The sequence below is a fragment of the Frigoribacterium sp. Leaf415 genome, assembly GCF_001424645.1.
Taxonomy (GTDB): domain Bacteria; phylum Actinomycetota; class Actinomycetes; order Actinomycetales; family Microbacteriaceae; genus Frigoribacterium.
The window spans coordinates 2,276,876-2,301,117 of record NZ_LMQR01000001.1; the positions used below are offsets into that span (position 1 = coordinate 2,276,876).

The following is a 24,242-nucleotide window of genomic DNA, read 5'->3' on the forward strand; positions in this document are numbered from 1 at the left end:
CGTCAGGTGATGTTCGCCACGACCGACGCGATGTACGCCTCGCGTTCTTCCCGCGAGGCCGGCCGTCCGGGCACGCCCGGACGCTGCTGCCACGGTAGCGGCCCCGACTCGTGCCGGTACTCGACGCCGATCGCGTCGAGGCGTCCGAGGTGCACGGCGAGGCGTGTGGAGAAGTCGTCGAAGTCCCGCGGTTCGGTCGTCCACAGCGCCTCGGCGACGGCGCACAACCGGGGGAAGGCGAAGAAGTCGACGGTGCGGGGCGAGTCCATGTGCTCGGTCCAGATGTTGGCCTGACCGCCGAGCACGTGGCGGGCCTCGACCTCGTCGAGGACGGCCGGCACGGGCTCGAACGCGTACACGTCGGCGAGGGTCAGCGGGATCGACACGGGGATCGGCTCGTCCGGCCCGTCGGACTGCCGGTAGTCGAGGTAGACCTGGTCGTCCGGGCAGGCGACGACGTCGTACCCGCGTCGCGCGGCCGTGACGGCTCCGGTCATGCCCCGCCACGACGCGACCGTCGCGCCGGGCGACATCGTCGCGTTCCCCTCGAGGATCTCGTCCCAGCCGAAGGTGCGTCGCCCGGCCGCCGTGAGATGCGCGTCGAGCCGCCCGATGAACCACGCCTGCAGCTCTTCCTCGTCGGCGAGCCCGCGTTCGCTCATCAACTCCTGCGTGCGCGGGTCGGCCTGCCACTGGGCCTTGGGACACTCGTCGCCGCCGATGCCGATCCAGGTGCCCGGGAAGAGCTCCATGACCTCGTCGAGCACGTCGGTGTAGAAGTCGACCGTCGACTGCTCGGTGTTGAGGACGTCCTCGAAGATGCCCCACTCGGTGCCGACGGCGATCTGTCGCGGCTCCGCGACGGGCGTGCCGCCGACCTCGACGGCGCCGACGCCCAGGTGCGGGTACGCCGTGATCGCCGCCATCGAGTGGCCCGGCACGTCGACCTCGGGCACGACCGTGATGTGACGGGCGGCGGCGTAGGCGACGACCTCACGGATGTCGTCCTGCGTGTAGAAGCCGCCGTGCGGTCGACCGTCCTGGGTCGCGTCCGGCCCGGCCCCCACCTGCGTCGACTCCCGCCAGGCACCGACCGAGGTGAGGCGCGGATACTTCGTGATCTCGATGCGCCAGCCCTGGTCCTCGGTGAGGTGCCAGTGCAGCGTGTTCAGCCGGTGCAGCGCCATCAGGTCGACGAACCGCAGCACGTCGTGCTTCGGCAGGAAGTGCCGGGCGACGTCCAGGTGCGTCCCCCGCCACCCGAACCGCGGCCGGTCCTCGACGTCGACGGCGGGCACGACCCAGTCGACCCCGGTCACGAGGGCCGACCGGTACACGGCCGCGGGCAGCAGCTGACGCAGCACATGCGCCCCGTGGAACGCGCCGGCCGCGTCGCCACCGGTGATGCGCACCCCGGCGGGTCGCGCCTCCAGCCGGTACGCCTCGGCCCCGAGCGAGGCGTCGAGGTCGAACGAGATGCCGGTGCCGTCGGCGCTGCCCTCGCGCAGCGGCAAGCCGGTCGCCAGGCGCAGCGCCTGCTGCAGCCAGGCGACGACGCCCGCCAGCTCGTCGGGCGCCGAGACACGCGTCGCCTCGTCGAGGCGGAACGCCCCGGAGGCGCGGGTCAGCCTCGCCGGGCGGGGCACGATCGCGACCGGTGCGGTCTCGGGCGTCCCGGTGCCGGCCCGCGAGGTGGCCGAGGGGGTCGAGGATGCGTTCGTCACGGGGTCAGCCCTTCACGGCGCCGGCGGACATGCCGGTCACCAGGTTGCGTTGGATGATCATGAAGAAGACGACGACCGGCAGCGAGAACAGCACCGAGGCCGCCATCTGCCCGCCGAAGTCGGTACCGCTGGTCGGCGTGCTGAACGAGGCCAGCCAGACCGGCAGCGTGTACATCGACTGGTCCTTCATGAACGTGTAGGCCACGAGGTAGTCGTTCCACGCCGCGATGAAGGCGAAGATGCTGGTCGCGATCATGCCGGGCAGCACGAGCGGGAACATGATGCGCGTCAGCACCTGCCAGGTGCTCGCGCCGTCGAGCTGCGCCGCCTCCTCGACCTCGACCGGGATCGCCAGGAAGAACCCGCGCATCACCCAGATCGAGAACGGCAGCGTCGACGCGACGTACGCCAGGATGAGCCCGCCGTAGGTGCCGAGCAGCCCGAGGCTGTTGAAGATCAGGAACTGCGGGATCAGCAGGGCCGTCGCCGGCAGCATCTGCACGATCAGGATGAACACCATGATCGTGCGCCGCCCGCGGAACCGGAACCGCGACAGGGCGGCCGAGGCGAACAGGCCGAGCACGATCGAGAAGACGACGGCCCCGACCACGACGATCACGCTGTTGCGCAGGTTCGTGAAGAAGTCGGACTGCGTGACCGCGACGACGAAGTTGTCGAGGGTCGGGTTCTGCGGCCAGAACAGCGGGGTCGCCGTCATCACCTCGGGGCGCGGCTTGAACGCCGTGTTCACCATCCAGTAGACGGGGAACAGCCAGACGAGGCTGAAGACGATCGCGATCGCGTTGCTGACCCAGCGGGGCTTCCGGCGGCGACGGGTCGGGCGGGCGGTCGACGGGCGGCCGGTGCCGTGGCCCGAGCGCGCCTCCTCGGTTCTCTCGTCGCGTGCGACGGTCTCGGACGTCGTGTTGCCGACGCCGGCGGGTGCGGTCGTGGTCACAGGTCTTCTCCGGATCGGACGAGGTTGCGGACGTAGAACGCGGTCAGCACGACGAGCAGCAGGGTGGTGACCACCGAGATGGCGGCGCCCTGCCCGATGTCGAAGCCGACGAACGCGGTGACGTAGGTGAAGACGCCGAGGGTCGAGGTGGCGTCGTCGGGACCGCCGGCCGAGACGAGCCAGATCTGGTTGAAGACGTTGAAGTCCCAGATGATCGACAGGATCGTGATCAACAGCAGCGTCGGCTTGAGGAAGACCAGGGTGACGGTGCGGTAGACGCGCCACTCGCTCGCGCCGTCGAGTCGCGCGGCCTCTTTGTACTCGAGCGGGATCTGCGTCTCGGCGGCGTACATGGTCAGCGCGATGAACGGCACGGCCTGCCACACGATCAGCAGCCAGATGCTCGTGTAGGCGAGCGCGGCGTCGTTCGACCAGTCGACGTTGGTCATGTCGCCCACCAGGCCGGTCTGGGTGAGCAGCCAGTTCACGACGCCGTAGCCGGGCTGGAACAGCCACTTCCAGACGATCGACGACGCCACGTTCGGCATCGCCCAGGCGAGGATCAGCACGACCGTCACCGTGTAGCGCATCGGCGTGCCGAGCCGGGTCAGCAGGTGCGAGACGCCCGTGCCGATCAGGACGCTGCCGCCGACCATCGCGGCCGTGAAGACCAGGGTGCGGACGAGCGACCACCAGAAGTCGGTGTCGGCCAGCAGGGTCGCGTACTGCTGCACGCCGACCGAGTCGTAGGCGCCGGTGAAGAGCGAGCGCTGGTCGTAGTCGGTGAACGAGGTGAAGACCAGGAAGACGATGGGCGCGACCGTGACGGCGAGCAGCACGATGCCCGCGGGCGACAGCAGCCAGAGCGGGGCGAGCTGGCGCTTCTTCCCTGGCCGCACCGGGGCCTTCCGCTCGTTCTTCGGGCGCCTGCGGCCCTTCTGGTCGGGCGCCGCGCCGGGCGGGGTCTCGGTGAGACCGGGGGCGATCGAGAGAGCCACGGTTCCTCTTTCGGTTCGAGTCCAGGAGGTGCGGGTCGAGGGGGTGGGAGCGTCGCGCGGTCAGGTGGTCGCGCGACGCCCCCGGGGGCAGCAGGGGGCTGCCGGTGCTGCCGGTGGCTCGGTGCTGCCGGTGGCTCGGTGCTAGTCGTTCAGCGCCTCGTCGGTGGCCTCGTCGAAGGACTTCGCGGCCGCCTCGGGCGACTTCGAGCCCGAGACCACCGAGGAGAAGAGCTGGTTGATGCTCTTGTCGCCCTCGAGGGCCGCCCAGTTCGCGCTGGCCGGCGTGGCCTTCGAGTTGAGCGCGGCGTCGAAGAAGCCCTTCTGGATCGGCGTCACCACGCTGCCGGCTGCCTCGATGCCCTCTTCGCTGTTCGGGATCCAGCCGTCGTTGCCCACGACCCATTCACTCTGGATGTCGGGGCTCGTGGCGATCTTCGTCCACTGCAGGGCCAGGTCGGAGTTCTGGCTCTTGGCCGCGATGCCCCAGTCCGATCCGCCCAGCATGACCGGCTGCGTCTCACCCGACTTGCCCGGCATCGGGAAGGTGCCGAAGTCGTCGTCGGTCAGGGCGGGGTTGGCCTTCTGGATCAGGTCGATCGAGCCATTGGTGTGCAGGATCGTCGCCGTCTTGCCGTCGGCGAAGACCTGCGTCTGGTCGGGGGCGTCGGTGTCGAGGGTCTGCGACGCGGGCGTCGAGTAGGCGTTCTGGAACTCGGTGAAGTCGGCCAGGCCCTGCTGCGCCTCGTCGCTCTCGAGACCGGCCTTCCAGGTGCCGTCGCTCGACGTGGCGATGTCGCCGCCGGCGTCCCAGACGAACTGCATGCCCGCGTACCAGTACTGGCCGGGCAGGTAGAAGGCCGAGAAGTCGGACGCCGTGTTGGCGGCCTTCACCTTGTCGAGGTCGGCCGTGAGCTCGTCGTAGGTGGTGGGGGCCTCGGTGATGCCGGCCTCGGCCCACATCGTCTTGTTGTAGATGACGGCGCGGGCACCGGCGAAGCCCGGCACGGCGTACAGCGAGTCGTCGACGGTCGCGGGCTCCTCGAGACCGGTCAACCAGGTCTGCCCCTGCTTCAGGTCGTCCCGGTACGGCGTCAGGTCGAGGAGCGCGCCGTTGGCGGCGTAGCTGGCGACCTGCGTGTTGCCGAGGTCGAGCACGTCGGGCGGCGTGCTGGTGGCGAGCGCCGTGCTGATCTTCGTGGTGATGCCGTCCCACTGCTGGATCTGGACGTCGACGTCGGCGCCCGTCTGCTCGGTGAACTCGGCGTTGATGGCATCGATCGTCTCGGGCGTGTAGTCACCCGTCATGACCCAGACCGTCAGGGTCTTGCCCTCGCCCTTGGTGGTGGGTACGGCCTGGGGCTCGTCGGACGAGCTGCCGCCCGTGCCCGAGCTCGAGCAGGCGGTCAGGGCGAGTGCCGCAGCCAGGCCCAGGGCTCCGACCGCCGTGTAGCGTTGGATTCGCAATTTCATCTCCTCGTCGTCGAAGCGGGGATGCCGCATCGCTGTGGTCCCGGCCCGCGCTCGCACAAGCGTCGGGTCGGGAATGCGGCACGGGCCAGGGCCCTCGCCGCCTCCGGGGGTGGGCCCCCGAGGTCTGTGGTGGGGCGTTCGCCCCGGGCGGCCGACGAGCCGCTCGCCGGGGTCACGTCAGCCCCAGTTCGGCCTGCAGCACGAACGACGCCGCACCCCGCAGGGCGAGGTCGGTGCCGCTGCCCGCGATGCTCATGGTCAGGCCGTTGCTCACGGCCGACAGCGTGCGCTGCCGCACGGTGTCGCGGGCGGCCCGCAGGAGGGCGCCCTCGACCAGGTCGGCGGGGCCCGACAGCACGACCTCGTCGATGTTGAGCGCACTGATGATGGGGGCGAGCACGAGGCCCAGCGCGCGCCCGGCGTCGTGCAGCACCGCACCCCGCGACCCCTCGTCGTGCTGCAGGAGGCGCGCCCTCAGCTGTGGGGCGGCCAGCACCTCCTCGAGGCAGCCGCGTCGACCGCACGCGCACACGTCGCCGTTCTCGTCGACCGTCACGTGCCCGATCTCACCGGCCGAGAACTGGTCGCCCTCGACGAGCGAGCCGGCGACGACCAGCCCGACGCCGACACCGTGGTCGATCGTCACGACCATGAGGCTCTGCCCGGCCGGGGCTCGCCCGCCTGCGCCCTGCCCGGCCGCGCCGTGCCCGGCTGTACCCTGCCCGGCCGCGCCCTGCCCGGCCTTCTCGCCGAAGGTGCGGATGCCCACGGCCGCGGCGTTGGAATCGTTGCCGACGTGGACGGGCAGCCCGACGTGGTCGGCGAGCCGGGACCGCAGGGGCAGGTCGTACCAGCCGAGGTGGACGGCCGTGCGCACGACGCCGTCGTGGTCGACGATGCCGGGGGTCGCGACGCCGACACCGAGCAGCGGGCGGGTCGTGCGTGAGCCGAGGTCGTCGACGAGTCGTTCGACCAGGGACACGGCGGCCTCGCCGACGGCACCCTCGAGCTCGACGCTGGCGCGCTCGACGACCCCGCCCCGCAGGTCGACGACGGCCCCGACGAAACGGTCGGCGCTCGACAGGTCGACCGTGACGATGTGGAAGGCGTCCGACTCGATGCCGACGAGCGTCGCCGGTTTGCCGACCCTGGCGTCGTCGCGGACGCCGAGCTCGCGTGCGATGCCGACGTCGATCAGTTCGGCCACGAGGGCGGAGACGGTCGGGCGCGTCAGGCCCGAGCGACGGGCGAGGTCGGCCCGACTCATCGAGCCGTCGCGGTAGAGCGCCTCGAGGACCAGCGAGCGGTTGTGCGCGCGGACGGGTGGCTGCTGCTGCCGGGTGATCGTCGTGGTGGTCACGGGCGCGTCCTCTCGTCTCGGCATCGTCGCCGACCTCGGACCCGGTGAGAGGGCCCGTCGGCAGCGGTGCCGGGCGGCGTCGCCGTGGTGGCGTGCCGTTAGTAAATGGGCCTTACAAACACGTGTCAAGGTGCGTGGCGGCGAGTTTACGCACACGAAACACCGGCGGTCAACACCCGAAACATCGTGATCCGTCCGGGCCGATTCCCTTGCCGAGACCTGGTTCGTAAGCTTTACTAACAAACATGTCCACGACCGCCACCGTGTCCGTCACCGTGCCTCCCGGCGCTCTCGACGACGCGCCGGCAGGTGCCTCCGGGGCCGGATCGACGGGGCGGCCGTGAGGGTCGGCCTCGACATCGGCGGCACCAAGATCGACGCGGTCGTCGTCGACGGGTCCGGCGCCCCCGTCCACCGTCTCCGCCTGCCGACGGGTTTCGGCCCTGACGCCGTGTTGGCGAACGCGGCCACGGCGGTCACCTCGTCGGCGGATCGCGTCGGCGTCGCCGTCGGGGCCTTCGAGTCGGTCGGCGTCGGCATCCCCGGCCTGGTCGACGGCAGCACCGGTCGCGTGCGTCACGCGGTGAACATCGGCTTCGACGACGTCGCCGTGGGGTCCACGTTGAGCACCCGGCTCGGGGTGCCGGTCCGGGTCGAGAACGACGTCAACGCGGCCGCCCTCGGCGCGTACCTCGCCATGTCGCTGTCGGGTTCGGTCGGCTACCTCAACCTCGGCACCGGCCTCGCCGCGGGCCTCGTCGTGGACGGCGAACTCTGGCGCGGCTCACGAGGCGTCTCGGGCGAGATCGGGCACGTCCCCGTCGACCCCGGGGGCGAACTCTGCCCCTGTGGGCAGCGCGGGTGCCTCGAGACCGTCGCGGCCGGCGCCGCGGTGTCACGGCACTGGCCGACCGAGGGGGCGTACCCGGCCGTGGCGCTGTTCGCGGCGGCCGACGCCGGCGACCCCGAGGCCGTCCGCGTGCGTGCCGACCTGGCGGCGGGGGTGGCGGCCGCGGTGCGCCTCCTCGTCCTGACGACCGACGTGGACTCGGTCGTGATCGGGGGCGGACTCAGCAACCTCGGTCGCCCCCTGCTCGACGACGTCGCCGGGGTGCTCGACCGGTGGGCGGCGAGGTCGCCGTTCCTCGCCTCGCTCGAGCTCTCGTCGCGCATCGAGCTGCTGCCGCCGGGGTTCCCCGTGGCGGCCGTGGGCGCGGCCACGGTCGGAGCCCGCGGGACGGCCACGGCGACCGCAGCCGCCGTTTGACCGCCACCACGGCGCTCTGCCCCCACACCCCTGTGCTGCCACACCGCCACGCCGCCACGCCGCCACGCCGCCACGCCGCCACGCCGCCACGAGGTGATCACAGCACCAGGGGAAAACCTGGCGCCGTGACCATCTCGTGGTGCAGTGCCCGCCGGTTCAGCGCTACGCCCGGGCCACCCGGAGCGTCACGATCTCGAACGGGCGCAGCGTCAGCTCGACGACAGAACCCGCGGCCCATCGACCCGCCCCGGCGGTGCCCGGCTCGAGCTCGCGCTCGATCAGGTCGGTTCGCCACGCACCGCCGAACCCGCTGTCGGCGTCGACCGTGACCGTGGTCGCCGCCCGCGCGCCGCGTGCCTCGTAGAGCCGCACGATCAGGTCGCCCGAGCGGTCCTCGGCCAGCTTGACCGCCTCGACCAGCACGGCCGGCGACGACGACGTGACGAGCGGAGCCACGGCCGCACCGGACGACCCGTCGACCCGCCGGACGGGCAGGTTGAGGCGGTAGCCCGCGGTCGCCGCGTCGAGCACGTCGGGCGCGACCCGCACCGACGAGCGCAGCACGTGCCACCCCTGGTCGGCGTGGGGGTCGGGGAAGGTCGGCGCCCGCAGCAGCGACTGCCGCACGAGCGTCGTCGTGCCGCCGTCACCACCGTCGGCCGTGTCGCGGGTGCTCCGCGTGATGTCGTGGCCGTACGTGGCGTCGTTCGCCACGGCCACGCCGAAGCCGGGCTCGGCGACGTGCACCCAGCGGTGCGCGACGGTCTCGAACCGGGCGAAGTCCCACGACGTGTTCTGGTGCGTCGGGCGCTGCACGTGACCGAACTGCACCTCGGAGGCGGCCCGGTCGGCGTGCACGTCGAGCGGGAACGCCAGCTTGAGCAACTTCTGCCGCTCGTGCCAGTCGACCTCGGTCTGCACGTGCAGTTCGGCCTCGCCGTCGTCGAGCCACCAGCGCTGCACGATCGTCGAGTCGCCGACGCGGCGCGTCACGACGAGGGCTCCGCCGTCGGCGACTACCGACTCGGCCTCGACCAGGTCGGTGCGGACGTTCTTGTAGGCCTGGTCGACGTCCCACGCGTCCCACTGGTTGGGGGTGTCGCGGAAGAGCTGCAGCAATCCGAGCCGCGAGCCCGGGGCGACGAGGTCGCGCCCCGACGTCGCGTCGACGAGCGAGGTGACCAGGCCGTCCCCGTCGAACACGGCGCTCACGAGTCCGTTGTCGAGCACCCACCCGCCGTCGGAGGCGACCGGCGTCACCGACCCGACCCCCGCCTCCTGCGCCTCACCCGCGGCCGAGCCGGCCGAGGCGTCGACCCCGGCGGCCGGGACCGGCCCGGCGTTGAACGTGGTCGTCGCCGACCCCGACCCGGCGAGCGCCCGCTGGGCCGACCCGATGATCGCCCCGAGCTGCTCGGCGACCCGGGCGTAGTGCCGTTCGGCCTCGTGGTGCACCCAGGCGATCGACGACCCGGGCAGGATGTCGTGGAACTGCTGCAGCAGCACGACGTGCCAGATCTGCTCGAGTTCGTCGTAGGGGTAGTCGAGCAAGCCGCGCGCCGTCGCCGTGGCGCTCCAGAGCTCGGCCTCGCGCAGCAGGTGCTCGCTGCGGCGGTTGCCCTGCTTGGTGCGGGCCTGCGAGGTGTAGGTGCCGCGGTGGAACTCGAGGTACATCTCGCCCGACCAGACGGCCGGGTCGGCGAGTTCGTCACGTGCCTGCGCGAAGAAGGAGGCGGGGGTGCCGACGGTCACGCGCGGTGAGCCCTCGAGGTCGCCGGCCCGTCGCGCGGCCGCCATCATCTCGCGGGTCGGGCCGCCGCCGCCGTCGCCCCAGCCGAACGGGACGATCGAGACGTTCGAGTACCCCTTCTCGGCGTAGCCGCGCTCGGCGTGGGCGAGCTCGGCCGGCGAGAGGTCGGAGTTGTAGGTGTCGACCGGCGGGAAGTGCGTGAAGACCCGGCTGCCGTCGATGCCCTCCCAGAGGAAGGTGTGGTGCGGCATGCGGTTCGTCTCGTTCCAGGACTCCTTCTGGGTGAAGAACGAGCTGGCGCCGGCCGCGCGAGCGATCTGCGGCATGGCGCCCGTGTAGCCGAACGAGTCGGGCAGCCAGACCTCGTCGGCGTCGACGCCGAACTCGCGGAGGAAGAACCCCTTGCCCGCGACGAACTGACGGGCGAGCGCCTCACCGCCGGGCATGTTCGTGTCCGACTCGACCCACATGCCGCCGACGGGTACGAACCGGCCCTCGGCGACCTTCTGCTTCACCCGCTCGAACAGCTCGGGGTAGCGCTCCTTCAGCCAGGCGTACTGCTGGGCGCTCGAGGCGGCGAACACGAAGTCGAGATCGTCGTCCATCAGCGCGACGACGTTCGAGAAGGTGCGGGCGACCTTGCGCTGCGTCTCGCGGACGGGCCAGAGCCAGGCCGAGTCGATGTGCGCGTGGCCGGTCGCGACGACCCGGTGGGCGCTCGCGTTCGCCGGCGCCGCGAGCACGTCGGCGAGCGCGGCCCGCCCGGCCGTCGCCGACCCCGCGACGTCGGCGTGGTCGACGACGTCGCACATCCGGTCGAGGGCCCGCAGGATCTCGTGCCGTCGCGGCGAGGTGAGCTCGAGGGTGCGCATCAGCCCGACGAGCGTCCAGACGTCTCGGTCGAGTTCGGCGACGACCTGGTCGCGTTCGGCGAGCACGATGCTGCGCAGGGCGTAGATCGGGGCGTCGCCGGCGGTCTCGGGGTCGCCCAGCGGTGTCTCGCCGTGGAAGTCGTCGCCGCCGATGTCGGGGTTCGACGCGGCCTCGACGTAGACGTCGATCGTGCTGCCCGGGGTGACGCCCGCGCCGATCGCGGTCAGCGGCACGTAGCCGTTGTACGGCTCGATCGCCTTGACGATGGTGCCGTCGGGTCGCCAGACGAGACCCTCGGCCTGGAACCCGGGTTGGCGGATGCTGAAGCCCAGGTCGACGACGAGCTCGAGGATGGTCGCGGGGTCGGTGCCGAAGTCGTCGGGCACCGTCCCCGTGACGTGGAACCACGTGGTGCCCCACGGGCGGCTCCACGGTGAGCCGACGGCGAACGGCTCGTACGTCTGCGAGACGGCCTCGGCGAAGGGGACCGGCTCGCCGGGCGCCTCCCAGGCCGTGATCGTCAGCGGGACGGCCCGGCGGTAGACCGCCGGTGTGATGCGGTCGCGGACGAAGCGGTCGATGCGGGCCTCGACGAGGACGGTGTTGTCGTGCATGGGATCAGTCTCCTGACGGGCGCGCCGAGGCGCACGGTGGGGCGGGTCGTTCTGTGGATCGAGAGGGCAACGGAGGCACTGGTGGGGAGGCGCGTCACCCCTTCACGGCGCCAGCCAGCGCGTTCGAGCCGCCGAGGGTCCGCGAGACGAGCACGTACAACGCGATGACGGGCACCGAGTAGACGATCGAGAACGCCGCGAGCTGGCCGTAGGCCACCGAGCCGTACTGCCCGAAGAAGTTGAAGATGCTCACGGCCGCGGGCTGCTTGTCGGGGCTGAGCAGCAGCACGAACGGCACGAAGAAGTTCCCCCACGCCTGGATGAACACGAAGATGAACACCACGGCGATGCCCGGCCGCATGAGCGGCACGACGATGCGCGTCAGGGTCGAGAACATCGAGGCCCCGTCGGTCCACGCGGCCTCCTCGAGCGAGATCGGCACCGAGTCCATGAAGTTCTTCGCCATCCAGATCGCCATCGGCAGGCTGGTCGCGGCGAGGAAGAACACCGTGCCGCCGATCGAGTCGATCAGGTTCAGCGAGACGAACAGGCTGTAGACCGGCACCATCATCGCGGTGATGGGCAAGCCGGTGCCGAAGAGGATGCCGTAGAGGAACGGCTTGTTGATGCGCATCCGGTACCGCGAGAGCGGGTACGCCGCGAGGATCGCCACGACGACGGTCACCAGGGCGCAGCCACCCGACACGATGAGGCTGTTGGCCAGCGGCACGAACGAGATCTCGGGCGTCAGCACGGCGGTGAAGTTGTCGAGCGTGAACTGCGACGGCACCTTGGCCGACAACGTCGCCGACGGGTCGAACGAGGCCAGCAGCAGCCAGGCGAGCGGCACGGCGAAGCAGATCGCGATGACGATCAGCACGGCGTTCGAGACGGCCTTCATGCTGCGGCCGCTGGGTGAGGTCATGGCCATGGTCAGTCGACCTCCGGTTTCAGGGCCCTGATGTAGATGATCGAGAAGACCGCGCCGACGAGCAGCATGATCGTGGCGATGGCCGTGCCGAAGCCCAGCTGCGAGAACTGGAAGGCCTCTTGGTAGGCCAGGATCGGCAGGGTCGTGCTGTTCGTGCCCGGCCCGCCGCCGGTCATCACGTAGATCAGCGTGAAGACCGAGAGCGTCTGCAACGTGGTCAGCATGAGGTTGGTCGAGATGCTGCGTCGGATGACCGGCAGCGTGATGTAGACCAGGCGCTGCCAGCCGGTGGCGCCGTCGACCTCGGCCGACTCGGTGATCTCGGGGGGCACCTCCTGCACCGCCGCCGAGTAGACGAGCATCGAGAACGCGGCGCCGCGCCAGATGTTGGCGAGGATCACCGAGAGCATCGGCATCGCGTAGAGCCAGTTGGCGCCGGTGATGCCGAACCACGACAGGACCGTGTTGAGCGTGCCCGCGTCGTTGAAGAACGCGTACGCCGCGAAGGCGGCGACGATCTCGGGCAGCACCCATGCGGCGATGACGAACGTGCCGACGATCGAGCGCACGACCTTGTGGCCGTTCCGCATCAGCAGGGCGAGCCCCAGGCCGACGACGTTCTGCCCGACCACGGCCGAGAAGAAGACGAACGCGAGCGTCAGCAGCACCGACTTCGGGAAGTCCGGGTCGGCGAACAGCTCGGTGTAGTTGCGGAACCCGATGAACTCCGACCCGCCGGCGGCGTAGCCGGTCAGCGAGGCGTCGGTGAACGAGCCGTAGAAGCTCGAGATGACGGGCCCCAGCAGGAACAGGGCCAGCAGCACGAACGCCGGGACGAGCGGCAGGGTGCGGGCGCCGGTGCGCAGGGCGCGCGCCTTCGACGCACCCGCCCGGCGACCCGGCTTCTCGCCGTGGGGCCCGGGGCCGGGCCCGGAGGCCCCCGGTCGGCCGCTCTCACGGCCGACCGGGGTGGGGGCGATGGTCGCCATCCGGCTAGTCCCCCGCCTTCTGCGTCTGGTCCTCGCCGACGATGCCGACCAGTTGGTCGTCGAACGCGGCCGCCGCCTCCTCGGGCGACTGCTGCCCGGTCATGACGGCCTCCATCGCGACGGTGATCTCGTTCGAGATGCGGCTGTAGTCGGTGGTCGCCGGACGGAAGTGCGTCACCGGCACGATCGACGAGAAGAACTCGAAGGTCGGGTTGCTGCCGACGTACTCGGGGTCCTCCGCGACGTCGCTGCGCACCGCGATCTGGCTGGCGGCGATGTCGTAGCTCTGCGAGCCGTCCTTGTCGAGGGCGTCGGCGATGAACTCGAACGCCTTGTCGGGGTTCTTCGTCTTCGAGCCGACGGCCAGCGTCCAGCCGCCCGACATGCTCGTGGCGCCGGGCTTCGCACCGTCCTGGGTGGGCATGGGCGCCTGGCCCATCACGTCGTTCCACTCGGGCCACGGGTTGGTGCCGGTCTCGAGCCAGGTGCCGCTCATCCACGAGCCGTCGAGGGCGATGGCGAGCTTGCCCTGCGGGAGCCATTCCCCACCGACGATGGTGGCGATGTTGGTGTCCAGCGCCTCCTCGGGTTTCGGCCCGATGCCGCCCTGGTAGACGTCCTCGATGAAGCCGAGCGAGTCGACGAAGCCCTGCGAGTCGGTGAGCCACTTGCCGGTCTCGTCGTCGTAGAGGGTGCCGGTCGGCGTGCCGTAGAGCAGCATCTCGAAGCCCTGCATCGTCGCGCCCTCGCCCTGCGGCTTGCCCGAGTAGACGTTGAGCGGGACCACGTCGGGCACCTTCGCCTTGACCGTCTCGGCCGCGTCGAGCACGTCCTGCCAGGTCTTCGGCTCCCACGGCACGGGCAGGCCGGCCTGCGCGAAGAGGTCCTTGTTGTACCAGAGGGCCCGTGTGTCGGTGCCCATCGGGATGCCGTAGGTCTTGCCGTCCTCGCCGACGCCGGCCTCTTTGGCGTTCTCGTAGAACTTGTCCCAGTCGTCCCAGGCGTCGGTGTACTCGTCGAGCGGCAGCAGGTAGCCGGCGGCCGCGTCGCTCTTGACCTTGAACGTGTCCTCGTACATGACGTCGGGTGCGGTGGCCGCCGACCGGTTCATCAGGGCGAGCTTGGTGAAGTAGTCGTCGTTCTGTGCCGCGATGGGCACGAACTCGACCTTCATGCCGGGGTTGGCCGCCTCGAAGGTCTTGGCGGTCTCCTTCATGTGGGCGTCCATCTGGGTGAACGTGCCGAACTTCTGGTATGCGACCTTGATGGTGTCGGAGTCGCCGCTGCCGGCACCCCCCGAGCAACCCGAGGCCAGCAGGGCCGTGGCGACCGCCGCGGCGGCGACGGCCAGTGCGCGCCTGCGCCCCCGGGCCGAGGTGAACGTGCGTGACATGGTGCTCCTTTGCTCCAGTCGCGTCGGCGCCGGGCTGCTCTGCCCGACCGCGATGCGATTACTACATCGTATGGAGTAACTCGTGTCAAGATCTTCTCGCGCAACGGTCCGGTAACGACGCGACGGCCGAGGAGGCGCGGGTCAGGACGGCAGGAGGCGCGGGTCACGACGCCAGGAGGCGCGGGCCACGCAGGAGGCGCGGGCCACGCAGGAGGCGCGGCTCGGCCCCGTCAGGCGCGGATCAGCAGGGCGGACGGTCGCGGCGAGAACGTCTGGTCGAGCACCAGGCAGGCCGCTCCGACGGCCGCGACGTCGATGCCGATCGACGACTCGACGAGCCGGATCGGGTGCTTCGGGATCAGCGCGGGGTCGTCGCGGAGCGCGGCCGGCAGCACCGCGAGGACGTGCCGCGACAGCGGCGCCCAGAACGGCCCGCCGAAGACGACCTCGTCGAGGTCGAGCAGGTTGACGATGGTCACCAGGGCCCGGGCGAGGTGTCGCCCGGCGCCGTGCAGCACGTGCAAGGCCCCGGCGTCGCCCTCGTCCGCCTTGCCGACCAGGGCGACGAACGCCTCGTCGATGCGACGCATGTCGACGTCGTCCCCGCTGTGCGCCGCCTCGGCGAGCGCGTCGTCCGACACGTCCCCCTCGACCAGCACTCCCGTGGCGACGGCCTCGCGCACGAGGGCGTGCGGCGTGATCAGCTCGCCCACGCAGCCGATCCGTCCGCAGGTGCAGCGGTGACCGTGGTCGTCGACCATCACGTGCCCCGAGTCCCCCGCGTTCGCGCTGGCCCCGCGCAGCACGTCGCCGCCGAGCACGAGCCCGGTGCCGTAGCCGGTGCCGTAGTAGACGAAGGCGAAGTCGCTGCGCTCACCCGCGCCTCCGTCGCTCAGCCAGAGCTCGGCGACCGCGCAGGCCGTGACGTCCTTCTCGAGCAGGACCGGCAGGCCGGTGGCCTCGCTGAGCGCCCGGCGCAACGGCACGTGCCGCCACAGCGGCATCATCGGCGGATCGAGCACGAGGCCGGGCCCGATGTCGACCGGGCCGGGCGAGGCGATGCCGACCCCGAGCAGGAGGTCGCGGTCGACGCCGCTCGTGACGACCAGCCCGTCGATGGCGCGCGCCATCAGGGCCACCACCTCGTCGGGTTCGCTGGCGGACGGGGTCAGCTCGCGGGCGTGGGCGACGACCGTGCCGACGAGGTCGAGCAGCACGAACGTCAGCACGGCGGGGTCGACGTGCACGCCGACCGCGAAGCGCCCCCGGGACTCGAGCTGCAGCATGGTGCGGGGCTTGCCGGGGCCGCTGATGACGGTGCCGCTCTCACGGATCAGGCCCGCCTCGATCAGCCGTCGCGAGACGTTCGTCACGGCCTGCGGGCTGAGTCCGGTGCGCCCGGCGATCTCGGTCCGGCTCAGGCCCGCGCTCTCGCGCCGGATCGCGTCGAGCACGACCGATCGGTTGTAGCCGCCGATCGCCGGCAGGTTCGTCCCGCGGTTCATTCTCGTCATCATCCACGACGTCGGGGGTCGCGCGCAGACCACGACCCGTCATCCGCCCGGCGGTGGTGCCCGTCGGGACGCGCCGTTACCCTGAATCCATGTCTGGACTGCGCCTCGAAGAACTGTCCGCCGCCACCGTCGTCGCGGCCAACAACCTCACGCTCAAGCCGGGGCAAGAGCAGTTCGTCGCCCCCGTCTCGCACTCGATCGCCGAGGCCTACGTCAACCCGACCACCGCCTGGCCCCGCGTCGTCGTCGACGACGACGACACGGTCGTCGGCTTCATCATGGGCAACTTCGACGCCGCGGCCGACGACGAGGCGCTCCGCAGCTGCATCTGGCGCATCAACGTCGAGGCCGACGCCCAGGGCCGGGGCATCGGGCGGTTCGCCGTCCACGCCCTCGCCGACGAGGCCCGCAGCCGCGGCTTCGACCGGGTCACCGTCATCTACGAACCGGGTGACGACGGTCCCGAAGAGTTCTTCCACCACATCGGCTTCGAGGTCATCGGCGAGACACCCTACGGCGAGCACGTCGCGGGGCTGACGCTGGCGTCGTCGCAGGTCTGAGTCGGCACCGCGTGAGGCCGACGTCGTGACGCCGGCGTCCACCCCGGGCAGCGAGCCCGCGCCCGGGGTCGATGCCGGGCTCCACCACGGGCCCGACCCCGACCCCGACGCGGGGCCGGGGCGCGCAGCCGGCCCCGGGCCGCACCCCGACGACTTCGCCTCGCAGGTCGTCGCCGTGGTCGAGTCGATCCCGCCGGGCCACGTGATGACCTACGGCTCGGTCGCCGCCGCTCTCGGCTCACGGGCCTCCCGCGGCGTCGGCCAGGTCATGGCGTACGCGGGGGCCGACCTGCCCTGGTGGCGGGTGATCCGCGCCTCGGGCCACGCCCCGCGCGACCACGAGCAGCGGGCCCTCGAGCAGTACCGCGTCGAGGGCACGCCTCTGTTGTGGAGCCGGTCGGGTACCTTCCGCGTCGATCTCGAGCTCGCCTCCTACCGTCCCTGACCGGGCCGAGGCCAAGGGGCGGGCCGACCCTCGGGGCCGGACCGGGCCGGACCGGGCGAGTTCGTCGGAGACGGTCGGTCACGACCGCCCGACTCCCCCGGACTCGCCCGCCGTGGCTCGGGCGGCCTCAGCGCGTCCGGTCGTACGGGGTCGTCGTCGACACCGCGACCAGGCCCGACCGTTCGAGGATCGGACGCGAGTCGTCGGTCGAGTCGCTGTGCACGAGCGATTTGCCCTGCGCGAGGGCGGAACGCGCCCGTGCGGCGGTCAACGCCCGGTAGATGCCGCGGTGGCGGTACGCCTTGAGGGTGGCACCGCCCCAGATGCCGACGAAGTCCGTGCCGGGGACGGGTTCGAGTCGGCCACCACTGACCATCCGACCGTCGACCTCGGCGACCCAGAGCTCCATGCCGTCGTCGCGACCCAGCCGCGAGAGCAGCGCGTCGGCCATCCGCGCGTCGACCGCCTCACCGAACGCCTCGTCGACCATCGCGCTCATCGCCCGCACGTCCGCCTCGGTGGTGACCCGACGGACCGTCACCCCCTCGGGTGCATCGCCGAGACCGGCCAGCGCCGTGAGCGGCCCGATCATGATCGACTCGGGCTCGCCGGGCTCGAAGCCCGAGGCCACGAGCGCGTCGTGCAGCCCGGGGGCCCGGTCGTGGCCCCGCGTCTTCCACTCGACCCGGGTGATCTCGGCGTCGGCATCGAAGTGCTCGACGGCGGCGGCCACGAGCGCGCGCACCGCCTCGGCGTCCGCCTCGCCGAGGTCGCGGTAGGTGACGAACCCGCGGCCACCGGCGAAGGTGACGAGCCGCAACGGACCGTGCCGGGTGACGTCGATCGCGCTCGGCGTCTCGGCGTCGGTGCGGAGTTGCTCGTCGTAGGCCTGCAGGTAGGTCGTCGCGTCGGTCATCGGGGACACGCTAGCCGAGCCGCGATCTCACACGAGCGAGTCGCGCCACGCGGCGTGCAGCTGCGCGAAGCGACCGGTGCCCGCGATCAGGTCGTCCGGGGTGCCGTCCTCGACGATCTTGCCGTGCTCCATCACGAGCACCCGATCGGCGATCGCGACGGTCGACAGGCGGTGCGCGATGATGACCGCGGTGCGGTCGGCGAGCAGGGTCTGCAGCGCCTCCTGCACCATGCGCTCGGACGGGATGTCGAGCGACGCCGTCGCCTCGTCGAGGATCAGCACGCTCGGGTCCGCGATGAACGCCCGGGCGAACGACAGCAGCTGACGTTGCCCGGCCGACACCCGGCCGCCGCGCTTGTTCACGTCGGTGTCGTACCCGTCGGGCAGGGCCTCGATGAACTCGTGCGCTCCGACCGCCTTCGCCGCCCGCACGATCTCGTCACGCGTCGCGTCGGGCTTGCCGAGCGAGATGTTGTCGGCCACCGAACCCGAGAAGAGGTACGCCTCTTGCGTGACCATGACGATCGCGCGGCGCAGGTCTTTCGGGTGCAGGTCGCGCAGGTCGACGCCGTCGAGCGTCACCGCTCCGCGCGTCGGGTCGTAGAAGCGCGAGATGAGCTTCGCCAACGTCGACTTGCCGGCCCCCGTCGACCCGACGAGGGCGATGGTCTGCCCCGCGGGCACGTGGAGGTCGAAGCCGGGCAGCACGACCGTGTCGGCGTTGTAGGCGAACTCGACGTCGTCGAAGTGCACCTGCCCCTTGGCGTCCCACAGGTCGACCGGGCGCGTCGGGTCGGGCACGCTCGGCTGCTCCTCGAGCACGCCCGAGATCTTCTCGAGCGCGGCCGACGCCGACTGGTAGCCGTTGTAGAACATGGCCATCTCTTCGGCCGGGTCGAAGAACCGCTTCGCGTAGAGTGCCACCGCGAGCAGGGCGCCGATCTCGAGCGAACCGTCGATCACCCGGAAGCCGCCGAAGAGCACGACCGCCGCGAGGGTCGCGTTGCCGATCAGCACCAGGCCCGGGTCGAAGGTGCCGAACAACGTGAACACCTTCGAGTTGGCCTGCCGGTAGTCCTCGACGTGACCGGCGTACTCCTTCTCGTTGCGCGCCTCCTTGCGGAAGGCCTGCACCGCGCGCATGCCCGTCATCGTCTCGACGAAGTGCACGATGACGCGGGCACTCGTGACGCGGGTCGCCCGGAACAGCTTCTGCGAGCGCACCTGGAACCACCGGGTCAACGCCACGAGCGGCACGAGCGCCACGGCGAGGACGAGGCCGCTCTGCGGGTCGAGCGCGACGAGGGCGACGGCGGTGAAGACCATGTACAGCAGACCCGAGACGAGCTGGTTGATGCCCGAGTCCAACAGCTCGCGGATGGAGTCCAGATCGCTCGTCTGGCGCGAGATGATGCGGCCCGACGTGTACGTCTCGTGGAACTCGAGGCTGAGCCGTTGCGTGTGCAGGAACAGACGCTTGCGCAGGTCGAAGAGGATCGCCTGGCTGATGCGCGCCGACAACACCGTGTACTGCGCCATCAGCACCGCACCGATCACGCCGGTCAACAGGTAGGCGACCACGACGAGGATCGCGGGCGCCCAGTCCTGGTCGTCCATCAGCGCCGGCAGGGCGGTGTCGATGCCGATCGCGATCAGGGCCGGCCCCGCGACCTGCGAGGCCGTGCTGATCACGACGACGACGCCCATCAGGGCGAGACGCCAGCGCAGCGGGTGCACGAGCGAGCCGAGGAGGCGCAGCGAACGTCGGCGCAGCCTCTTGCTCTCGTCCTTGGTGAAGTTCTCGCGCTCTTCGCCGCGGACGCCCTGCGTCGTCGAGCCCTGCTCGGCGCGCTTCTCGGCGGGGGTTCGTCCGTCGAGCGCCTCGCGCTCGACGGGGCCGTCGGCGACTGCCGGACGGTCGGGACGGTCGTCCTCGAGTGTCGTGTCGGTCATGCGAGCACCTCCTCTCGGCTGGTGGTGGAGTCGTCGTCGAGCGACGAGATGACGTAGCGGTAGTGCTCGTTGCTCGCGATGAGGTCGGAGTGGCGGCCCACCGCGGTGACCGTGCCGTTCTCGAGCAGCGCGACCCGGTCGGCCAGGGTGACCGTCGACGGTCGGTGGGCGACGATCAGGGACGTCGTCGACGCGAGCACGCGTCTCAGTCCGGCCTCGACGCGCGCCTCGGTGTCGACGTCCAGGGCCGACAACGGGTCGTCGAGCACCAGCACGGCCGGGCGGGCCGCGATGGCCCGTGCCAGGGCGAGGCGCTGACGCTGTCCGCCGGACAGGCTGAGGCCCTCTTCGCCCACCCGGGTGTCGACGCCCTCGGGCAGCCGCTCGACGAAGTCGGCCTGGGCGATCTCGAGGGCCTCGCGCATCACCCGGTCGGCCTCGTCGGGGTCGTCCGCGAGATCGGGGCGGCCGAGCAGCACGTTGTCACGCACGGACGCGCTGAACAACGTCGCGTCCTCGAACGCCATGCCGATGTGGCGGCGGAGTTCTTCGCGGCTGAGGTCGCGGACGTCGACGCCGTCGATCAGGACCTGCCCGCCGGTGACGTCGTAGAGCCGGGACACGAGAGACAGCAGCGTGGTCTTGCCCGAACCGGTGAGCCCGACGAGGGCCATCGTCTCGCCGGGCTCGACGACCAGGTCGACCCCGTTGACCAGGTCGGCGAACTGGGCCGGTGAGTCCTGGTAGCGGAAGTGCGTGCCCTTGAACTCGAGGCGCCCGTGGGGTTCGGCGATCGTCGACGGGTTCTCGGGGTCGGTCACCGTGTTCTCGCTGTCCATCACCTCGAAGTAGCGGTCGACGGCCGTGCGGGTGTCGAAGGTCATCGAGAGCAGGAAGCCGATCGACTCGACCGGCCAGCGCAGCACGGTCGCCGTCGCGAAGAAGGCGAACAGCTGGCCGACGGTCAGCTGACCGTCGGCGGCGAGCCACACGCCGCCGAGCAGACACAGCGCGAAGGCCACGTCGGGGACGAGCAGCAGCCAGAGCCACAGCTTCGAGATGGCCTTGGCCTTCTCGATCTCGGTCCCGCGGAGGTCTTCGGCCTGCTTGGCGAACTCACGCAGCGAGTGCTTGCCGCGACCGAAGGCCTTGAGCACCCGGATGCCGTGCACGCTCTCTTCCACGCTGGTCGCCAGGTCGCCGACCTGGTCCTGGGACCGACGGGCGACGATCGAGTACCGCTTCTCGAACGCGAAGCTGACGAAGAAGACCGGAAGCGACGCGACGAGAAAGACGAGGCCGAGCACCCAGCTGTACCAGAACAGCACGACGAAGCCGACGACGATGGTGAGCACGTTGACCACGAGCAGCACGACGCCGAAGGCGAGCCAGCGACGGATGAGGCTCAGGTCGCTGACAGACCGGCTGAGCAGCTGACCGCTCTGCCACCGGTCGTGGAACGCCACCGGCAGATCTTGCAGCTTGGCGTACAGGGCGTTGCGCATGGTCGCCTCGACGTGCGTGCTCGGGGTGAGCACCAGTCGGCGGCGAGCACCGATCATGATCGCCTCGGCCACGCCGAGGCCCAGCACGACGGCGAAGGCGGGCCACACCTGCGATCGGTCACCGCTCGACAGCGGTCCGTCGACGAGCAGTTGCAGGACGAGGGGGATCAGCAGGGCGACGACGGCGGCGAGCAGGGCCGCGACCATGCCCAGCACGATGCGGGGCAGGGCCGGCTTGACGTACGGGTACAGCCGGGTGAGCGACTGCACCGTCGAGGGACGCTTCGCGGCGTCGGGTGGACGGGCGGACGAGGACTTCTGAGACATGGGTGATCCAAGTGTCGTGATCTGGCACAGGCGACGGCGCAGAGCGCTGACCCGTTGTGGAGAAAGGTGGTGCGGCGACCGTCCTGGGAGGACGCATGGTCGCGCGGTCGCGCCCGGGACGTCGCCGGGCGGAGGTGTCGGAGTGGTGCCGGTGGGCGGCGGACCGTCTCGTCTAGCTGATCGGCGCCGGGCTCGGATACGCCGAGGAGGCGCGACCCACGCGAGCACCGTCGGTGGCCGTGCCCACCGTGGTCAGTGTCGTCGTCGTCATCATGTCCTCCTGAGTGTCGTCGTCCGTCCGTGCGGTCGTGTCCGACCGGCTGTGAGCAGCCTTACAGGATATGCGTGCCGTCGACTCCGCCGCAAGACGGAATCGTTCGGATCGGCGGACGACGCGACCCGTGCCTCCTGGACCTCGTCGACGACGACCTAGTGGAAGAAGTGGCGCTCGCCCGTGAAGTACATGGTCACGCCGGCGGCCTTCGCCGCGGCCACGACCTCGTCGTCGCGGATCGACCCGCCGGGCTGCACCACCGCGGCCACGCCGGCGTCGAGCAGCACCTGCAGGCCGTCAGCGAAGGGGAAGAACGCGTCGGACGCCGCGACCGACCCGGCGGCGCGGGCCCCGGCGCGGTCGACGGCGAGGTGGCACGAGTCGACCCGGTTGACCTGGCCCATGCCCACCCCTACGGATGCTCCGCCCGAGGCGAGCAGGATGGCGTTCGACTTGACGGCGCGCGAGGCCTTCCAGGCGAACTCGAGGTCGGCCCGCGTCGCGGCGTCGGCCTCGTCGCCGGCGACGAGCGTCCAGCCGTCGGACGTGAACCCGTCGAACCGGTCGGCGTCCTGGACGAGCAGACCACCCGAGATCTGCTTGACCTCGCGGACGTCACGGGCGAAGTCGGCGGGCAGGGTCAGCAGGCGGATGTTCTTCTTCGCACTGAGGATCTCGACGGCCTCGGGGTCGAAGGCCGGGGCGATGACGACCTCGGTGAAGATGTCCGCGACGGTCTCGGCCATGGCGCGCGTCACGGTGCGGTTGGCCGCGATGACGCCGCCGAACGCCGAGACGGGGTCACAGGCGTGCGCCCGCTGGTGAGCGTCGGCGATGGCGTCGACGGCGTCGGGCGAGGCGACGGCGATGCCGCACGGGTTCGCGTGCTTGATGATCGCGACGGCGGGCTCGTCGAAGTCGAAGGCGGCGCGCAGGGCCGCGTCGGCGTCGACGTAGTTGTTGTACGACATCTCTTTGCCGTGCAGCTGCGTCGCCTGCGCGATGCCGTGTGCCCCGGGCGTCGCATAGATCGCCGCGGCCTGGTGGGCGTTCTCGCCGTAGCGGAGGGTGTGCTGCAACTCGGCCGAGAGGGTGACCGCGGGCTCGAAGCCCGCCCGCGCCTCCTGCTCGTCGACGACGGACGAGGAGGCGCCGGTCGCCGTGGCGGACGCGTCGGCCTCGGCGCGCACACCCACGTGTGCGGCGAAGTACGCCGCGACTGCCGTGTCGTACGCGGCCGTGTGGGCGAAGGCCTCGCCGGCCAGGCGCTGACGCTGGGCCAGGGTCGTGCCACCGAGTGTGAGCGCTTTCACGACCTGCGGGTAGTTCGTCGGCGAGACCACGATGGCGACGTTGGCGTGGTTCTTCGCGGCGGCCCGGACCATCGCGGGCCCGCCGATGTCGACGTTCTCGATGACGGTGGGCACGTCGGCACCCGACGCGACGGTCTCGACGAACGGGTAGAGGTTGACGACGACGAGCTCGAACGCGGCGATGTCGAGTTCGGCCAGCTGGGCCTCGTGGGACTCGAGCCGCAGGTCGGCGAGGATGCCGGCGTGCACCGCGGGGTGCAGGGTCTTGACGCGACCGTCGAGCGACTCGGGGAACCCGGTGACGCTCCTGACGTCGGTGACGGCGTGGCCGGCGTCGCGGATGGTCTGGGCGGTCGAGCCGGTCGACACGATCTCGACACCGGAGGCCGACAGGGCGGCGGCCAGGTCGAGCAGGCCCGTCTTGTCGCTGACGCTGATCAGCGCCCGTCGCACGGGCACGGCGTCACGGTCGCGGTAGAGGCTGGGGTCGATGGCGTGGCCGCTCATGCGGTGGGCTCCTGTTCGAGAGAGATCGTTCCGTTGGCGATGTCGAGCACGGTCTGGACGAGCAGTTCGCGCTCGACGACCTTGATGCGGTCGTGCAGCGACGACTCGTCGTCGCCGGGCAGCACCGGGATGCGGCGTTGCGCGAGGATCGGGCCGCTGTCGACGCCCTCGTCGACGACGATCACGCTGGCGCCGGTCCGGTCGACCCCGGCCGCGAGCGCGTCGCGGACGCCGTGGGCCCCGGGGAACTCGGGCAGGTAGGCGGGGTGCGTGTTGATGAGGTTCGGGGCGAGGGCGGCGACGACCCGCGGTGGCACGAGCCGCATGAAGCCGCTGAGCACCACGAGGTCGGGCTGCCACTGCTCGATCTGGGCCAGCAGCTCGTCACCCCAGGCGGCACGGTCGGCGAAGTTCGAGAAGGCGACCGAGAAGGTCGGCACCCCGAAGTGCTCGGCGTGCTCGAAGCCGTCGGCCTCGCGGTCGGCCCCGACGGCGACCACCCGGGCCGGGTACTCGGCGTCGCTCGCGGCCTCGAGCAGCGCCCGGAGGTTCGAGCCGCCACCGGAGATGAGCACCACGAGCTTCAGCACCCGGCAAGCCT

At 71.1% G+C, this 24,242-nt stretch carries 18 protein-coding genes; 3 read left to right on the forward strand and 15 right to left on the reverse strand.

Annotated features, from left to right (window positions below):
- Positions 1-2: 2 nt before the first annotated feature.
- The 5 genes from ASG28_RS10530 to ASG28_RS10550 all read right to left on the reverse strand — a co-directional run bounded on the left by ASG28_RS10530 (position 3) and on the right by ASG28_RS10550 (position 6,510).
- Positions 3-1,724 carry a beta-N-acetylhexosaminidase gene (locus ASG28_RS10530; RefSeq protein WP_082454572.1) on the reverse strand — a complete coding sequence of 574 codons (1,722 nt, stop codon included), beginning with the start codon at positions 1,722-1,724 and terminating at the stop codon, positions 3-5.
- Positions 1,725-1,728: 4 nt separating this feature from the next.
- Entirely contained in the window at positions 1,729-2,682 is a 954-nt protein-coding gene (locus ASG28_RS10535; RefSeq protein WP_200925282.1) for a carbohydrate ABC transporter permease, read from the reverse strand.
- A complete protein-coding gene (locus ASG28_RS10540; RefSeq protein WP_200925284.1) occupies positions 2,679-3,680 on the reverse strand; it encodes a carbohydrate ABC transporter permease in 1,002 nt (333 codons plus the stop codon). Before ASG28_RS10540 ends, ASG28_RS10535 begins: the two co-directional genes overlap by 4 nt.
- A gap of 141 nt (positions 3,681-3,821) precedes the next feature.
- Positions 3,822-5,144: a sugar ABC transporter substrate-binding protein gene (locus ASG28_RS10545; RefSeq protein WP_157485698.1), complete on the reverse strand. Its 1,323-nt coding sequence runs from the start codon at positions 5,142-5,144 to the stop codon at positions 3,822-3,824.
- Between the two features lie 178 nt (positions 5,145-5,322).
- The gene (locus ASG28_RS10550; RefSeq protein WP_055974850.1) at positions 5,323-6,510 is read right to left on the reverse strand and encodes an ROK family transcriptional regulator; all 1,188 of its coding nucleotides are present in this window, start codon (positions 6,508-6,510) and stop codon (positions 5,323-5,325) included.
- A 340-nt stretch (positions 6,511-6,850) separates the two neighbouring features.
- Here ASG28_RS10550 and ASG28_RS10555 point away from each other — a divergent pair, with 340 nt between their 5' ends.
- Positions 6,851-7,777, forward strand: coding sequence for an ROK family protein (locus ASG28_RS10555; protein ID WP_055974853.1), 927 nt, complete (start codon positions 6,851-6,853; stop codon positions 7,775-7,777).
- A gap of 162 nt (positions 7,778-7,939) precedes the next feature.
- On the opposite strand, the gene ASG28_RS10560 is transcribed toward ASG28_RS10555, so the two are convergent.
- From ASG28_RS10560 to ASG28_RS10580, 5 genes are all read right to left on the reverse strand, one after another.
- Positions 7,940-11,014: an alpha-mannosidase gene (locus ASG28_RS10560; protein WP_055974856.1), complete on the reverse strand. Its 3,075-nt coding sequence runs from the start codon at positions 11,012-11,014 to the stop codon at positions 7,940-7,942.
- Between the two features lie 94 nt (positions 11,015-11,108).
- Positions 11,109-11,945: a carbohydrate ABC transporter permease gene (locus ASG28_RS10565; protein ID WP_043594260.1), complete on the reverse strand. Its 837-nt coding sequence runs from the start codon at positions 11,943-11,945 to the stop codon at positions 11,109-11,111.
- 2 nt (positions 11,946-11,947) lie between these two features.
- Positions 11,948-12,934 carry a carbohydrate ABC transporter permease gene (locus ASG28_RS10570; RefSeq protein WP_055974859.1) on the reverse strand — a complete coding sequence of 329 codons (987 nt, stop codon included), beginning with the start codon at positions 12,932-12,934 and terminating at the stop codon, positions 11,948-11,950.
- Positions 12,935-12,938: 4 nt separating this feature from the next.
- Positions 12,939-14,327 (reverse strand): extracellular solute-binding protein, encoded by a 1,389-nt coding sequence (locus ASG28_RS10575; protein ID WP_055974862.1) that lies wholly within the window; start codon positions 14,325-14,327, stop codon positions 12,939-12,941.
- Positions 14,328-14,557: 230 nt separating this feature from the next.
- Complete coding sequence (locus tag ASG28_RS10580; RefSeq protein ID WP_055974865.1) at positions 14,558-15,832, reverse strand: ROK family transcriptional regulator; 1,275 nt, start codon at positions 15,830-15,832, stop codon at positions 14,558-14,560.
- Positions 15,833-15,930: 98 nt separating this feature from the next.
- Here ASG28_RS10580 and ASG28_RS10585 point away from each other — a divergent pair, with 98 nt between their 5' ends.
- Entirely contained in the window at positions 15,931-16,401 is a 471-nt protein-coding gene (locus ASG28_RS10585; RefSeq protein WP_055974868.1) for a GNAT family N-acetyltransferase, read from the forward strand.
- A gap of 25 nt (positions 16,402-16,426) precedes the next feature.
- Positions 16,427-16,846, forward strand: coding sequence for an MGMT family protein (locus ASG28_RS16070; protein WP_082454574.1), 420 nt, complete (start codon positions 16,427-16,429; stop codon positions 16,844-16,846).
- 127 nt (positions 16,847-16,973) lie between these two features.
- Here ASG28_RS16070 and ASG28_RS10595 read toward each other — a convergent pair whose 3' ends face one another.
- The 5 genes from ASG28_RS10595 to purN all read right to left on the reverse strand — a co-directional run bounded on the left by ASG28_RS10595 (position 16,974) and on the right by purN (position 24,231).
- Entirely contained in the window at positions 16,974-17,762 is a 789-nt protein-coding gene (locus ASG28_RS10595) for a GNAT family N-acetyltransferase (RefSeq protein WP_055974871.1), read from the reverse strand.
- A gap of 27 nt (positions 17,763-17,789) precedes the next feature.
- Positions 17,790-19,715: an ABC transporter ATP-binding protein gene (locus ASG28_RS10600; RefSeq protein WP_082454575.1), complete on the reverse strand. Its 1,926-nt coding sequence runs from the start codon at positions 19,713-19,715 to the stop codon at positions 17,790-17,792.
- On the reverse strand, positions 19,712-21,547 hold the full coding sequence (locus ASG28_RS10605; RefSeq protein WP_055974874.1) for an ABC transporter ATP-binding protein: 1,836 nt from the start codon (positions 21,545-21,547) through the stop codon (positions 19,712-19,714). Before ASG28_RS10605 ends, ASG28_RS10600 begins: the two co-directional genes overlap by 4 nt.
- A gap of 429 nt (positions 21,548-21,976) precedes the next feature.
- The gene (purH, locus tag ASG28_RS10610; RefSeq protein ID WP_055974876.1) at positions 21,977-23,641 is read right to left on the reverse strand and encodes a bifunctional phosphoribosylaminoimidazolecarboxamide formyltransferase/IMP cyclohydrolase; all 1,665 of its coding nucleotides are present in this window, start codon (positions 23,639-23,641) and stop codon (positions 21,977-21,979) included.
- Positions 23,638-24,231, reverse strand: a complete 594-nt coding sequence (purN, locus tag ASG28_RS10615; protein ID WP_055974880.1) for a phosphoribosylglycinamide formyltransferase — start codon at positions 24,229-24,231, stop codon at positions 23,638-23,640. Before purN ends, purH begins: the two co-directional genes overlap by 4 nt.
- Between the last annotated feature and the right edge of the window lie 11 nt (positions 24,232-24,242).

Coding starts and splice junctions, on each gene's coding strand:
- ASG28_RS10560 (WP_055974856.1), bottom strand. CDS start 11,014: ATGCACGACAACACCGTCCTCGTCGAGGCCCGCATCGACCGCTTCGTC.
- ASG28_RS10565 (WP_043594260.1), bottom strand. CDS start 11,945: ATGGCCATGACCTCACCCAGCGGCCGCAGCATGAAGGCCGTCTCGAAC.
- ASG28_RS10570 (WP_055974859.1), bottom strand. CDS start 12,934: ATGGCGACCATCGCCCCCACCCCGGTCGGCCGTGAGAGCGGCCGACCG.
- ASG28_RS10575 (WP_055974862.1), bottom strand. CDS start 14,327: ATGTCACGCACGTTCACCTCGGCCCGGGGGCGCAGGCGCGCACTGGCC.
- ASG28_RS10580 (WP_055974865.1), bottom strand. CDS start 15,832: ATGAACCGCGGGACGAACCTGCCGGCGATCGGCGGCTACAACCGATCG.
- ASG28_RS10585 (WP_055974868.1), top strand. CDS start 15,931: ATGTCTGGACTGCGCCTCGAAGAACTGTCCGCCGCCACCGTCGTCGCG.
- ASG28_RS10595 (WP_055974871.1), bottom strand. CDS start 17,762: ATGACCGACGCGACGACCTACCTGCAGGCCTACGACGAGCAACTCCGC.
- ASG28_RS10600 (WP_082454575.1), bottom strand. CDS start 19,715: ATGACCGACACGACACTCGAGGACGACCGTCCCGACCGTCCGGCAGTC.
- ASG28_RS10605 (WP_055974874.1), bottom strand. CDS start 21,547: ATGTCTCAGAAGTCCTCGTCCGCCCGTCCACCCGACGCCGCGAAGCGT.
- purH (WP_055974876.1), bottom strand. CDS start 23,641: ATGAGCGGCCACGCCATCGACCCCAGCCTCTACCGCGACCGTGACGCC.